Origin of the sequence: Trujillonella endophytica (assembly GCF_900110555.1) — a bacterium.
Taxonomy (GTDB): Bacteria; Actinomycetota; Actinomycetes; order Mycobacteriales; family Geodermatophilaceae; genus Trujillonella; species Trujillonella endophytica.
Genome location: NZ_FOEE01000010.1, coordinates 131,468 through 144,875, shown reverse-complemented (window position 1 = coordinate 144,875; position 13,408 = coordinate 131,468). Strand labels below are relative to the sequence as shown.

Genomic DNA, 13,408 nt, shown 5'->3' with positions numbered 1-13,408 from the left:
AGGTCGCCGCGGCGTCCTATCCCAGCCCGACGAGGAGTGCCGCGCCCCATGACCGCAGCACCCGGCCCCCTGGCCGGCGTCCGGGTCGTCGAGGTCGCCTCGCACGTGTTCGTGCCGATGGCCGGCGCCGTGCTCACCGAGTGGGGCGCCGAGGTGCTCAAGGTCGAGCACCCGGAGACCGGGGATCCCTACCGGTCGCTGGTCACCGCGGGCCTGCACAACGTGTACCGGGGCGTGGACCCCTTCTTCCAGTCGGCCAACCGCGGCAAGCGCTCGGTCGGGCTGGACCTCAAGCACCCCGACGGGCGGCGGCTCTTGGGCCGGCTGGTCGAGACGGCGGACGTCTTCGTCACCAACCTGCGGCTGTCGACGCTGCGCCGGCTGCGGCTGGACGTCGACGACGTGCGGCGGGACAACCCCGCGGTGATCTACGTCCGCGGCACGGCCTTCGGGGCCCGCGGCCCGGACGCCGACCGGGGTGGCTACGACACCGGCGCCTACTGGGCGCGCAGCGGCATGCAGCACCTGCTCTCCCCGGCCGGGGAGCCGTGGCCGGGGCCGCCGCGTCCGGCCTTCGGCGACGTCGTCGGCGGGCTGGCGGTGGCCGGCGCGGTCAGCACCGCGCTGTACCGGCGGGAGCGGACCGGCGAGCCCTCGGTCGTCGACGCCGCCCTGCTCGCCTGCGGCCTGTGGCAGGTGCAGCCCGACGTCGTGAACGCCGGCCTGGCGGCGACCGACGGCGCCACCTCGGCGCCGCGGGACCGGGCCTCGGTGTGGAACCCGCTGATGCTCCCGTACCGCACCGCGGACGGCCGGTTCGTCGCCCTCATGGTGCTCGCGCCCGATCCGCACTGGCCCCGGCTGTGCGAGGTGCTCGGCCGGCAGGAGCTCGCCGAGGACCCCCGCTTCGCCGATCTCGCCGCCCGGCGGACCCACGCGGCCGAGTGCGTGGCGGCGCTGGACGCGGCGTTCGCGGAACGGACGCTCGCGGAGTGGACCCGGGCGCTGGCCGGGTTCGACGGCGAGTGGGCCCCGGTGCAGACCCCGGCCGAGGTGCACGACGACGAGCAGGTGCGGGCGAACGGGTTCGTGGCCGACGTCGAGATGGCCGGCGGCTTCGGCCTGCCGATGGTCACCACCCCGGTGCAGTTCGACGGGCGGCCGGGGCGCCCCACCCGCGCCCCCGAGCACGGCGAGCACACCGAGGCGGCCCTGCTGGAGCTCGGGCTGACGTGGGCGGAGATCGCCGAGTTCAAGGACCGGGGGGCCGTCCAGTGAGGAGCGCACCGTGCTGATCCCCGCCGACTGGGCCGACCTCTCCCCGGAGTGGATGACGGCGGCGCTCGCGCAGAGCTGTCCCGGCGCGCAGGTCGCCGGGCTGACGCTGCTCCGCCGCAGCGACGGCACCAACCGGCGGGCGACGTTCGGCCTGACGTACGCGGCGGGCTCCGGCCCGGACGTCGTCTTCGTCAAGTCCGAGGGCGAGCACCGGGACGCCCACGCCCGCAACGGCAACCTCTGGAACGAGCCGGCCTTCTACTCCTCGGGCCGGCCGATCCCGGTCGACCACCCGCGGCCCTACGCGGTGCTGGTGGACCGCCCGGCGCTGGACTGGGTGGTCGTGCTGGAGGACGTGACCGGCCGGGGCGGCGACCCCCGCGACGCGCTCCGGCCCATGACCGTCGACCAGGTCGCCGCCGGCGCCCGGGGCCTGGGCGCGCTGCACCGGCAGTACCGCGGCTTCCGGCAGGCCGACGTCCCGGCGCTGGAGTGGGTGCAGACGTGGGCGCCGACCGAGGGCTTCTCCAGCGGCCTGCGCCGGCGGGTGCCGCTCGGCCTCGAGCGCGCCGGGGACCGCCTGCCCGCCGAGGTGCTCCGCTGCTCACCCGACGAGGTCGTCGACCTGTGGGTGCGGTACGTGGCCCTCCTGCACCGGGACCCGACGCTGCTGCACGCCGACGCGCACGTCGGCAACACCTACGTGCTGCCCGGCGACGACGTCGGCTTCCTCGACTGGCAGGTCGTCCGCCGCGGCCACTGGTCCCAGGACGTCGGCTACTTCGTGCAGGGCGCGCTGACCGACACCGACCGGCGGGCCGCCGAGCAGGACCTCGTCGAGGCCCACCGCACCGCGCTGGACCCCGCCGCCGACCGCGACGAGGCCTGGCTCTGGTACCGCGCCTCGGCCGCCTACGGCCTGGCCATCTGGCTGTCGACGCTGGGCACCGACGGCTACCAGTCCCACGACATCTCCCTGGAGCTGGCCATCCGCTACGCGACCGCGTTCGTGGAGCTGGAGACGCGCGCGGCCCTGACCTCCCTCGAATAGCCCCCGACAAGGAGCACCGCCCCATGTCCACGACGTCCCTGCCCGATACCCCGTTGCCCGGGTTCCTCGGCCCCGCCCCCAAGAAGCTGCTGATCGGCGGCGAGTGGGTGGAGGCGGCCGGCGGACGCACCTTCCCGAGCATCAATCCCTCCACCGGCGAGACCATCGCCGCGCTCGCCGAGGCCGACGCGGTCGACGCCGACCGCGCGGTCGCCGCGGCCCGGGCGGCGTTCGAGGGGCCGTGGCGGGCGACGTCGCCGCGGGAGCGGCAGCGGCTGCTCTGGGCGCTCGCGGACGCAGTGCAGGAGCACTACGACGAGCTGCGGCTGCTCGAGGCCGTCGACATGGGCTTCCCCGCGGGCCGGCGGCGGACGACGACCCGGCCCACCTTCGAGGCCGAGGTGCTGCGCTACTTCGCCGGCTGGGCCACGAAGATCCAGGGCGCGACGATCCCCAACTCGATGCCGGGCTCGGTGCTCAGCTACACGCTCAAGGAGCCGCTGGGCGTGGTGGCCGCGATCGTCCCGTGGAACCGGCCGATCTCCAACGCCGTCTGGAAGATCGGTCCGGCCCTGGCCGCCGGCTGCACGCTGGTCCTCAAGCCGGCCGAGGAGGCCGGGCTGGTCGCGCTGCGGATCGGCGAGCTCGCGCTGGAGGTGGGCATCCCGCCCGGCGTGGTCAACGTGCTCACCGGCTTCGGGGAGACCGTCGGCGCCGCGCTGGCCGCGCACCCCGACGTCGACAAGGTGGCGTTCACCGGCTCCACCGCGGTCGGCCAGCACATCATCCGGGCCGCCGCCGGCAACCTGAAGCGGCTCACCCTCGAGCTCGGCGGCAAGTCACCGGACGTCGTGTTCGCCGACGCCGACCTGGCCAAGGCGATCCCCGGCGCGGCGATGGGGGTCTTCTCCAACTCCGGCCAGATCTGCTGCGCCGGCACCCGCATCTACGTGGAGCGGCCGGTCTACGAGGAGTTCGTCGAGGGCGCCTCGGACTTCGCGCGCTCTCTCAGGGTGGGCAACAGCCTCGACCCCGAGACCAGGATCGGGCCGCTGGTCTCCGCCGAGCAGCTGGAGCGGGTCACCGGCTACCTGGACCTGGGCCTGCGGGAGGGCGCCCGGGTGACCGCCGGCGGCGCGCGGGTGACCGACGGCGACCTCGCCCGGGGCTACTTCGTCCCGCCGACGGTGTTCGCCGACGTCACCGACGACATGCGGATCGCGCGCGAGGAGATCTTCGGCCCGGTCGCCGCCGTGCTGCCCTTCGACAGCCTCGAGGAGGTCGCCGGCCGTGCCAACGACACCGAGTACGGCCTGGCCGGCGGGATCTGGACCCGCGACGTCGGCAAGGCGCACCGGCTGGCCGCGAGGATGCAGGTCGGCACGGTGTGGGTGAACACGATGCTGCTGATGGACCCGGCGGTGCCGTTCGGCGGCTACAAGATGAGCGGCTGGGGCCGGGAGATGGGCGAGGAGTCGCTCGAGGGGTACCTGAACACCAAGTCGGTGTGGATCGACACCGACTGATGGCGCTCAAGCGGATCCGGTTCGCCGCCCACGACGCCGCCCCGGAGGCATGGCGCGACGCGGTCGTCGCCGCCCTCGACGCCCCGCCCGGCACCCGGCCCGACCGCATCACCCTCGGGCTGACGCTGACCGAGCTGACGCCGGCGGCGCCGCACGCGGGCATCGGGGTGGAGCTGTTCACCGACGCGGCGCACCTCGCCCGCTACGAGGCCTGGCTCGGGGACGACGACGGGGGTGGCGGGCCCGTCGTCGTGGCCGCCGAGCGCGTCATGCGCGGCGCCGAGTGGCTGGAGCGGCGGTGGCGCGAGGGCGGGACCCGGTTCGAGCACGTGGCCGTCGCCGTCCGCCGGGAGGGGCTGTCGCGTGCCGAGTTCGCGGAGCGCTGGCGCACCCACGCGGGCTCGGTGGGGGCGGTCCGCATCCCCGACGCCGCCCGCGGGTCGGCGTACGTGCAGAACTCCCCGCTGCCGGAGTGCGAGCCGGTCTACGACGCGGTCACCGAGGTGTGGCTGGAGGACCTGGCCGCCCTGCGCACCCGGACGGCGTGGCTGGACCGGGCGACGCGCGAGAACGGCCCGGGCGACCTGTTCGACCGCAACTGGTTCCTGGCGGTGCGCGAGGAGGTGCTCTGACCTGGGGTCGACATCCCGCGCCTGTCATTGCAGAGTGAGCGTTCAGTCGTCGGCACGGGGAGAGGTGTGCGACGTCCCGACCCCGACGAGGAGCCCGGTGAAACCAGCCGCCTTCGACTACCACGCCCCCGGCACCGTCGAGGAGGCCGTGGCGCTGCTCGCCGAGCTCGGCGACGACGCCAAGGTCCTCGCCGGGGGGCAGAGCCTCATCCCGATGCTCGCCCTGCGGCTGACCGCCTTCGACCACCTCGTCGACGTCTGCCGCATCCCGGAACTGCAGGGCGTCCAGCAGCGCGACGGCGGCGTCCGGATCGGCGCCGCCGTGCGGCACGCGCAGGTCGGGACCAGCCCCGAGGTGGCCGCGGCCGCGCCGCTGCTGACGCTGGCGACGCCCCTGGTGGGGCACTTCCAGATCCGCAACCGGGGCACCCTGGGCGGCGCGATCGCGCACGCCGACCCGGCCGCCGAGTACCCGGCCGCGGCGCTGGCCCTCGACGCGACGATGGACATCGCCTCTCCGACCGGACGGCGGACCCTCACCGCGCAGGAGTTCTTCACCGACCTGTGGACCACCGCGATGGAACCCGACGAGATGCTCGTCGGGGTGACCTTTCCCGCCTGGGGCGGGCGCAGCGGGTTCGCCGTCGAGGAGTTCGCGCGGCGCCACGGCGACTACGCGATCGCCGGCGCCGAGGTCGCCGTCGAGCTCGACGAGACCGACCGCGTGCGGCGGTGTGCGATCGGGCTCGTCGCCCTGGGCCCGACGCCCGAGCGGCCGCGGGAGGCCGAGGCCGAGCTGGTCGGGCGCCCGGTGTCGGAGATCGACCCCGCCGAGGTCGGCCGGCTCGCGATGGCCGGCCTGACCGCGGTGACCAGCGACGGCAACGGCTCGGCGGACTACCGCCGGCGGGTGGGCGCGGCGATGGTCGCTCGGGCGTGGACGAGGGCAGTGGCGGATGCATCGACGGAGGGCGCGGCGTGAGTGACGTGCAGGTGGAGCTGACGGTCAACGGCCAGGCCAGGACGGCGACGGTCCAACCGAGGCTGACCCTGGCCGACTTCCTCCGGGAGGAGTGCCGGCTGACCGGCACGCACCTCGGCTGCGAGCACGGCGTCTGCGGGGCGTGCACGGTGCTGGTCGACGGCGAGGCGGTGCGGTCCTGCCTGGTGTTCGCCGTCCAGGCCGCGGGCAGCGAGGTCACGACCGTCGAGGGGCTCGGCGGCCCCGACGGCGAGCTCTCGCCGGTCCAGGCCGCCCTGCGCGACTGCCACGGCCTGCAGTGCGGCTTCTGCACCCCCGGCTTCGTCGTGTCGATCACCGCGTTCCTGCGGGACAACCCGCGGCCGACGGACCAGGAGACCCGCGAGGCGCTGTCGGGCACCCTGTGCCGCTGCACCGGCTACCAGGGCATCCTGCGGGCCGTGCAGCAGGCGGCCGGCGCGGAGACCGCGCGATGACCGCGGCGGCGACGGGCGACGGCCGCGTCGAGGCCGGCGGCGCCACCCGCTACGCCGGCACCCGGATCGGCCGGGTCGAGGACCCCCGCCTGCTCACCGGCCGCGGCACCTACGTCGACGACATCCGCCTGCCCGGCATGCTGCACGCCGTCTTCGTGCGCAGCCCCGTGGCCCGCGGCCGGATCCTCGGCATCGACGCGTCCGCGGCGCTCGCGCTGCCCGGCGTCCGGCACGTCTTCACCGCGGCCGACCTCAACCCCGACGTCCGGGAGCAGTGGCACACCTCGGTGGGGCCGAAGAGCCCCGAGACGCCCCGCCCCCCGCTGGCCGACACCGACGTCCGGTTCGTCGGGGACCCGGTCGCGCTGGTGCTGGCCGACGACCGCTACCTCGCGGAGGACGCCGCCGAGCTGGTCGAGGTCGACTACGAGCAGCTCCCCGCCGTCGTCGACTACACGCGGGCCGCGCAGGCGCAGGAGCTGGTGCACGAGGCCCACGGGTCCAACGTCGTCGGGCAGCTGGCCGGACGCCCGGCCGCCACGCTGGCCGACGTGTTCGCCGGCGCCGCGCACGTCGTCACCGACACCATCCACCAGCAGGCCCACACCGCCGTCCCCATGGAGGGGCGCGGCATGGTCGTGGACTACTCGGCGAGCACCGGCGAGCTGACCATCCACGCGGCGACCCAGGCGCCGCACGAGATCCGGCTGTTCTGCTCGCGGCTGCTCGGCCTGCCCGAGCACCGCATCCGGGTGCTCATGCGCGACACCGGCGGCGGCTTCGGCCAGAAGGTCATGGTCCAGCGCGACGAGATGGCCCTGATGCTCGTCGCGCGCAGGGCCGGCGCCCCGGTCAAATGGGTGGAGGACCGCCGCGAGAACCTGCTCGCCGCGGGCATGTCCCGGCACGAGCACGCCGACGTCTCGATGGCCTTCGACCCCGACGGGCTGATCCTCGCCGCCTCGATCGACTTCGTGTCCGACTGCGGCGCCTACCCGACGCCGTGGCCGGTCGGTACCTCCGCGGCGGTCGGGATGCTGTTCCCGGGCCCCTACCGGGTGCCGGCGGCGAGCTTCACCGCCACGACCGTCTACACCAACACCGCGGGTCGGGTCGCCTACCGCGGGCCGTGGCAGTTCGAGACGCTCGCCCGCGAGGTGCTGCTCGACAACGCCGCGCGCGAGATGGGGATGGACCCGGCCGAGCTGCGGCGCCGGAACCTGCTGCGCACCGACGAGCTCCCCTTCGCCAACCCCAACGGCATGACCTACGACCGGATCACGCCGCTGGAGACCTTCGAGCAGGCGCTGGAGATGCTCGACTACGACGCCTTCCGCGCCGAGCAGGCGCGGGCGCGGGAGGCGGGCCGCTACCTCGGTGTCGGCATGTCGACCTACGTCGAGCCGTCCACCCCGGGCTACGGCTCGTACGCGACCGAGGCGGCGACGATCCGCATCGAGCCCTCGGGGAAGGTCAACGTCTACATCGCCGGCGGCTCGACCGGGAACAGCATCGAGACGACGGTCGTCCAGCTCACCGCGGACGTGCTCGGGGTGGCCATCGAGGACGTCGCCACCATCCAGGGCGACACCGCCGTCACGGGCTTCGGCGCGGGCACGGCCGGCAGCCGCAGCGGCTCGATGACCGCCGGCGCGGTGCGGGACACGGCGACGATCCTGCGCGAGCGGATGATCGCGATCGCCGCGCACAAGCTGGAGGCCGCCCCCGAGGACATCGAGCTGGTGCGCAGCCGGGCGAGCGTGCGCGGCGTGCCGGGGGCCTCGGTCACGGTCGCGGAACTGGCGGCGACGGCGTACTTCGACCCCTACTCGCTGCCGCCCGGCGTCCCGGCGGGGCTGGAGGCCAGCGCGCGGTACACCGCCGAGACCCGTTCGGTGTGGGTCAACGCGGCGCACGTGTGCACGTGCGAGGTCGACCCCGTCACCGGCGGGGTCACGCTGCTGCGCTACATCGTCAGCGAGGACTGCGGACCGATGATCAACCCCTCCGTCGTCGAGGGGCAGATCGCCGGCGGCACCGTCCAGGGCATCGGCGGCGCGCTGCTGGAGCACCTGGCCTACGACGAGGACGGCAACCCGACCGCGACGACGTTCGTGGACTACCTGCTGCCGACCGCCACCGACGTGCCCGTGATCGAGTACGGCCACATCGAGACGATGAGCGGGGGGCCGGGCGGCTACAAGGGCGTCGGCGAGGGCGGCGCGATCGGCGCCCCGCCCGCCGTCGTCAACGCCGTCGCCGATGCGCTCGCGCCCTTCGGCGCGCGGATCACCCGGCTGCCGCTGACCCCGGAGAGCCTCGCGGCCCTCGTCCCCCCGGAGGCCCTGCGCTGAGCGGCGGGTCCGCCCCCGGCGGGTGTCAGATCCGGTAGAGCTTCGCCGCGTTGCCGCCCATGACCTTGACCTGCGTCTCCGGGCGCAGCGCGCTGACCTGCTCCCGCACGATCTCCAGCGGGTTCGGGTGCAGCGAGGTGGGGTGCGGGAAGTCGGTCTCGAACATCACGTTGCCCTCACCGACGGTGTCGATGAGGTGCTGCAGGTCCCCGTTGCCCTTCTCGAACCAGAAGGTCGCGAACCAGTTGTCGCGGAAGTACTCCGACGGCCGCTTCTGCAGCTTGTCGAACCACTCCGGGGCGTTCTCCTCCAGCTCGTAGTCCATCGCCTCGAGCATGAACGGCACCCAGCCGATGCCGCTCTCCACCGAGACCATCTTCAGCTCGGGGTGCCGGTCGAACATGCCGGAGTAGGCGCTGTTGAGCAGCACCTGCGAGTTGTTCAGGAACAGCGAGGCGCCGCCGATGGCGGGCTTGACGTAGTCGTCCTGGCTGGGCCAGTAGGTGGTGCCGAAGTAGGACAGCGCGGTCTGGCTGGCCCCGATGTGGAAGTGCACCGGCAGCTCCATGCCCGCGCACACCTCCCAGAACGGGTCCCAGGCGCGGTCGCCGAGGTCGGGCGACCCGGAGTCCTGCGGGTGCGCGGTCATGTTCACCCCGCGCATGCCCATCTCCGCGCAGCGCCGGGCCTCGCGGACGCAGCCGTCGATGTCCCACGCCGGCATGATCGGCATGGGCAGCAGCCGGTTGCCCGAGTCCGCCTGGACCTCGGCCATCGCGTCGTTGTAGAGCTCGACGCACAGCCGCAGCAGCGTCGGGTCCGCGACCGAGTTGACCAGGTTGTGGCCGCCCAGGCCGATCGCGTTCGGGTAGACGACCTGCGCATGCACGCCCAGCTCGTCCATCAGCCGCAGCCGCACCTCGGGGTCCCAGGCCGCCGGGTGGACGTCGTCGATGCCCCACGAGCCGCCCTGCGAGGCGCGGAAGGGGTGCTTCTTCCCGGCGTGGTCGATGGTCCCGCCCGACCCGGCCTTGCCGAAGGTCGTGCCCTCGATGACCCACATGTCCACGCCGTCGACCTTCTCGACGTGCGGCACCCGGTCCTCGTAGCCCTTCGGCGCCCGCTCGGTGAACAGGTCGTGGCGCTCGGTCATGTGCGTGTCCGCGTCGATCACGCGCAGATCGGCGACCAGCTCGGGCATCGGTGCCTCCTCGTCAGCCCGGCCGGGCCGGGACGGTGGCCGGCGGGCCGCCGGCGCGGGGGACTACGGGCGGGCGCGGCGCTCGCGGGCGGCCTCGACCGCCGCGGCGAAGCCACGGTGCAGGTGCTGCGGGGCGGGTTCGTTGCGCCCGAACACCACGGTGTCCAGCAGCCCGCTGCGCACGCCGGGTTCGGTGCGGGCGGCGACCCAGAAGTCCTCGGCGTCGACGACGGCGTCGCAGATCCACGGCGCCATCTCCACCAGCTTCGCCTGCTCCGCCTCGTCGAGGTCGGGCCGGGCGTAGGCGGTGTGGACGACCTCGCACGAGGCCGCGTCGATCGGGAGGATCTGCCACAGCTCCGCGTGCCGGCTGTCGAAGGTCAGGCTCACGTTGGGGAAGAGCGCGTACTGGTAGCTGAAGTGCTGGGTCACGTCGGTCCACTCCGACTCCGGCACCCCCTTCAGCGCGTCGATCGACCGCAGCGCCGAGGTGTTGCGCAGGTGCGCGCCGAAGGCGTCGAAGGTCAGCACGCCGCCGTGCGCGTAGGTCGCGAGCGTGCGGCGGTGCAGGTAGTTGAAGTGGTAGTTCTCCCGGTAGGTGTCGAGGGTGACCTTCCAGTTCGCGGCCACCTCGTGCACGTGCGTCTCGCCGTAGGGACGCCAGTCGGCGAAGTCGAGCATCGCCAGCTCGTCGGCGAGGCCGGGGCCGAGGTACTCGTCGACGTCGACGGCCGCCCCCGGCCGCAGCCGGCCCACCACCAGGCCGTACCCCTCGGCGACCGGCAGCTCGACGAGGCCCTTCTCGTCGCGGCACATCCCCTCGAACGCCTCGCCGACGGGAACCCGCACGAGCGCGCCCTCGAGGTCGTACACCCAGGCGTGGAACGGGCAGGTGAACTTCTTGGCCGCCCCGGCGCCGTCGACCAGCCGGACCCCGCGGTGCCGGCAGATGTTCGCCATCGCGTGCACCTCGCCCCGGGCGTCCCGCGTCAGCAGGACGGGCGAGCCGCACAGGTCGACGGTGAAGTAGGTGTTGGGCTCCGGCAGCGCCCCCGAGAGGCAGAGCACCAGCGGGTGGTCGCGGAAGAGGACGTCGACCTCCTCCGCGTGCGTCTCGGCCGAGTACGCGTCGGTCGACAGCTCCAGCACGTCGTCGGCCAGGTCGGTGGTGCGGTTCTCCACGTGATCGAGCAACCGGCGGACGATGGCGTGCTCGAAGGCTTCGCGGTCCACGGGGATCTCCCTCGACTGCTGGCGGCGGGCGACTAGCGGACGATCGTGGCCGGGTCCGCGGGCGTGAAGTCGTACACCCGGCACGCGTTCCCGATGGTGATCTTGTGCTGGGTCTCCTTCGGCAGGTGCCCGAGCCACTTCTCGGCCATCTCGGAGGTGTTCGGCCAGGTCGAGTCCGAGTGCGGGTAGTCGCACTCGAGCATCACGTTGTCCTCGCCGATGATGTCGAGCAGGCGCAGGCCGGCCTGGTCCTCGATGAAGGTGCCGAACACGTGGTCCTTGAACAGGCGGCGGATGTCGGTGTCCAGGTCGAACTTCGCCGCACCCTTCTCCTCGCCCCGCTCGTGGCTGGCATTCATGTCGATGTCGAACCGCGACGCCCAGAAGCGCTGCTTGTCGATGACCTGCTCGGCCCGCTCGAGGAAGTACGGGATCCAGCCGATCGACCCCTCCGACAGCGCGATCTTCAGCTTCGGGAACCGGGTGAAGTTGCCGCTGAACAGCCAGTCCAGCAGCGTGCCCGCCTGGTTGGCGGCGGCCGAGTAGGCCATGAAGGCCAGCGTGGGCATGTCCGGCGACGTGCGGATGAGGTTGGACGAGGAGCCGACGTGCATGGACACGACGAGGCCGGTCTCGTCGCAGGCGCGGAAGAGCGGGTCCCACTCGTCGGTGTGGATCGACGGCAGCCCGAGCTTGGTCGGGTTCTCCGAGAACGCGATCGACTTGGCGCCGCGGGCGGCGGTGCGCTCGACCTCCTTCGCGGCGGCCACCGGGTCCCACAGCGGGATGATCATCATCGGGATGAAGCGACCCGGGTAGGCCTCGGCGAACTCCTCCAGGATGAAGTCGTTCCAGGCCTGCACACCCAGCAGGGCGAGTTCCTTGTCCTTGGCCTCGTGGAAGACCTGGCCGCAGTAGCGGGGGAACGAGGGGAACAGCATGGAGGCCAGCACCAGGCCGTCGTTCATGTCGGCCACGCGCGCCGCCGGCTCGTAGCACCCCGGACGCATGTCCTCGTAGGTGATCGGCTCGGGCGAGAACTCCTCGCGGTTCTTGCCGGCCACGGCGTTGAGCCCGGTGGTCACGATCTGCCGGTCCTCGTACATCCAGAACTCGGTGCTGCCCTCGCGCACGATCCGGGGACCGGCCTCGCGGAACTTCGCCGGCAGGCGCTCCTCCCACAGCCGGGCCGGTTCGATCAGGTGGTCGTCCACGGAGATGAACCAGTTGATCGACATGCTCGCCCTCCCGGCCTGTAACAAAACGAACGCTCACATAGGAGCGTAGCAACGATCGGACTCCGGCCACAGGGTGGGACGCCCCTCGCCGAGGTCGGCGGGAAGCGGCCCCGGGGCTACCGGGCGCCCCCCGATGCACGTAGGTTCCCAGTCGATTCGTGCACGACGTGCACGTTCGTGCCGGCCGGGGCGCGCGGGCGTCCGCCCGGCCGGGTCCGTTCCGAGGAGGTCCGCATGACCGCGAGTTCCACCGATGTCTGCCCGGTCCACGGCGGACGGGACGACCGCAAGTCCGCCGCGCTGGCCACGGCCAACGTGAAGCCCAAGCCGGGCGCCGAGGTGGTGGCGGGGTTCGAGGACGTGCGCCGGGTGCTGCGCAGCCAGGCGATGCGCCAGGCCGGTGCCGGTCAGGACGAGGACCGCGACGACCTCACCCAGAGCTCGGTCTTCTTCCTCGACGGCGAGGACCACAAGCGGCGCCGCACCGCGATCGCCAAGTTCTTCACCCCGAAGGTCATCGCGACCCGGCACCGGACGGTCATGGAGCGGACCGCGGACGAGCTCATGGCCATGCTGCGCGCCGACCGCGGCGGGCGGCTGGACGACGTCAGTTTCCGCATGACGGTCGCCGTCGCCGCGGAGATCGTGGGCCTGACCAACAGCAACCAGCTGCGGATGGCCAAGCGAATCAAGCGCAGCCTGATCGGCACCGAGCTCGGCAACCACACCGGCCTCCGGCGCAGCGTGATGCAGGTCCTCGTCGGCGTGCACGCGCTGAACTTCATGGTGCAGGACGTGCTGCCCGCCGTGCGCGCCCGGCGCAAGGAGCGCCGCGAGGACGTGATCTCGCACCTGCTGGACGAGGAGTACAGCAACCAGCAGATCCTCATCGAGTGCATGACCTACGCCGTGGCCGGCATGGTCACCACGCGCGAGTTCATCGTCATGGCCGCCTGGCACCTGTTCGACGACGACGCCCTGCGCGCCCGGTTCGTCGCCGGGGACGAGGCCGACCAGCTGGCGATCCTCGAGGAGATCCTCCGCATCGAACCCGTCGCGGCCATGCTGCACCGCCGGGCGACCGAAGAGACGCCCCTGCCGTCGGGGACCCTCGCCGAGGGCGAGGTGGTGGCGCTGAGCATCCGCGACGCGAACCTCGACGAGGCCACGGTCGGCGAGTGCCCGCACGCGCTGGACCCCGACCGGGCCACGAAGGTCCGCATGGTCGGCGCGTACATGAGCTTCGGCGACGGCAGCCACCGCTGCCCGGGCGCGAACGTGGCGCTGCACGAGAGCCGGGTCTTCCTCGACAAGCTGATGAAGCTGCCCGGTCTGGAGCTCGTGCGCCCCCCGACGATGACCTGGAACGACGGGATCATGAGCTACGAGCTGCGCGACGCCGTCGTCAGCTGCGACGCCTGATCCCCGCACACACCC

The 13,408-nt window shown here is 73.0% G+C and carries 11 protein-coding genes; 8 read left to right on the top strand and 3 right to left on the bottom strand.

Annotated elements, in window-relative coordinates; translation table 11 throughout:
* Window positions 1-48 precede the first annotated feature (48 nt).
* The 7 genes from BMY88_RS16320 (at window position 49) to BMY88_RS16290 (ending at window position 8,299) form a co-directional block, all read left to right on the top strand.
* A complete protein-coding gene (locus BMY88_RS16320; RefSeq protein ID WP_091945754.1) occupies window positions 49-1,278 on the top strand; it encodes a CaiB/BaiF CoA transferase family protein in 1,230 nt (409 codons plus the stop codon).
* Window positions 1,279-1,288: 10 nt separating this feature from the next.
* The gene (locus tag BMY88_RS16315) at window positions 1,289-2,329 is read left to right on the top strand and encodes a phosphotransferase family protein (protein WP_211435683.1); all 1,041 of its coding nucleotides are present in this window, start codon (window positions 1,289-1,291) and stop codon (window positions 2,327-2,329) included.
* 23 nt (window positions 2,330-2,352) lie between these two features.
* On the top strand, window positions 2,353-3,855 hold the full coding sequence (locus BMY88_RS16310) for an aldehyde dehydrogenase family protein (protein ID WP_091945752.1): 1,503 nt from the start codon (window positions 2,353-2,355) through the stop codon (window positions 3,853-3,855).
* Window positions 3,837-4,487: a hypothetical protein gene (locus tag BMY88_RS16305; RefSeq protein ID WP_211435682.1), complete on the top strand. Its 651-nt coding sequence runs from the start codon at window positions 3,837-3,839 to the stop codon at window positions 4,485-4,487. The genes BMY88_RS16310 and BMY88_RS16305 overlap by 19 nt, the downstream gene beginning before the upstream one ends.
* A gap of 97 nt (window positions 4,488-4,584) precedes the next feature.
* Entirely contained in the window at window positions 4,585-5,469 is an 885-nt protein-coding gene (locus BMY88_RS16300; protein WP_091945748.1) for an FAD binding domain-containing protein, read from the top strand.
* The gene (locus BMY88_RS16295; RefSeq protein WP_170861143.1) at window positions 5,466-5,945 is read left to right on the top strand and encodes a (2Fe-2S)-binding protein; all 480 of its coding nucleotides are present in this window, start codon (window positions 5,466-5,468) and stop codon (window positions 5,943-5,945) included. The genes BMY88_RS16300 and BMY88_RS16295 overlap by 4 nt, the downstream gene beginning before the upstream one ends.
* The gene (locus BMY88_RS16290; protein ID WP_091945745.1) at window positions 5,942-8,299 is read left to right on the top strand and encodes a xanthine dehydrogenase family protein molybdopterin-binding subunit; all 2,358 of its coding nucleotides are present in this window, start codon (window positions 5,942-5,944) and stop codon (window positions 8,297-8,299) included. Before BMY88_RS16295 ends, BMY88_RS16290 begins: the two co-directional genes overlap by 4 nt.
* 25 nt (window positions 8,300-8,324) lie before the next feature.
* Here BMY88_RS16290 and BMY88_RS16285 read toward each other — a convergent pair whose 3' ends face one another.
* The 3 genes from BMY88_RS16285 to BMY88_RS16275 all read right to left on the bottom strand — a co-directional run bounded on the left by BMY88_RS16285 (window position 8,325) and on the right by BMY88_RS16275 (window position 11,971).
* Window positions 8,325-9,500 (bottom strand): amidohydrolase family protein, encoded by a 1,176-nt coding sequence (locus BMY88_RS16285; RefSeq protein WP_091945741.1) that lies wholly within the window; start codon window positions 9,498-9,500, stop codon window positions 8,325-8,327.
* A 63-nt stretch (window positions 9,501-9,563) separates the two neighbouring features.
* A complete protein-coding gene (locus tag BMY88_RS16280) occupies window positions 9,564-10,733 on the bottom strand; it encodes an aromatic ring-hydroxylating oxygenase subunit alpha (RefSeq protein ID WP_091945738.1) in 1,170 nt (389 codons plus the stop codon).
* Window positions 10,734-10,765: 32 nt separating this feature from the next.
* Window positions 10,766-11,971, bottom strand: coding sequence for an amidohydrolase family protein (locus tag BMY88_RS16275; protein WP_091945736.1), 1,206 nt, complete (start codon window positions 11,969-11,971; stop codon window positions 10,766-10,768).
* A gap of 234 nt (window positions 11,972-12,205) precedes the next feature.
* Here BMY88_RS16275 and BMY88_RS16270 point away from each other — a divergent pair, with 234 nt between their 5' ends.
* Window positions 12,206-13,393: a cytochrome P450 gene (locus BMY88_RS16270; RefSeq protein WP_091945733.1), complete on the top strand. Its 1,188-nt coding sequence runs from the start codon at window positions 12,206-12,208 to the stop codon at window positions 13,391-13,393.
* The last annotated feature ends 15 nt before the right edge of the window (window positions 13,394-13,408 follow it).

Bases quoted from the DNA above. Each gene is read 5' to 3' on its own strand.
- BMY88_RS16275 (WP_091945736.1), bottom strand. From the start codon at position 11,971: ATGTCGATCAACTGGTTCATCTCCGTGGACGACCACCTGATCGAACCG.
- BMY88_RS16320 (WP_091945754.1), top strand. From the start codon at position 49: ATGACCGCAGCACCCGGCCCCCTGGCCGGCGTCCGGGTCGTCGAGGTC.
- BMY88_RS16310 (WP_091945752.1), top strand. From the start codon at position 2,353: ATGTCCACGACGTCCCTGCCCGATACCCCGTTGCCCGGGTTCCTCGGC.
- BMY88_RS16270 (WP_091945733.1), top strand. From the start codon at position 12,206: ATGACCGCGAGTTCCACCGATGTCTGCCCGGTCCACGGCGGACGGGAC.
- BMY88_RS16285 (WP_091945741.1), bottom strand. From the start codon at position 9,500: ATGCCCGAGCTGGTCGCCGATCTGCGCGTGATCGACGCGGACACGCAC.
- BMY88_RS16290 (WP_091945745.1), top strand. From the start codon at position 5,942: ATGACCGCGGCGGCGACGGGCGACGGCCGCGTCGAGGCCGGCGGCGCC.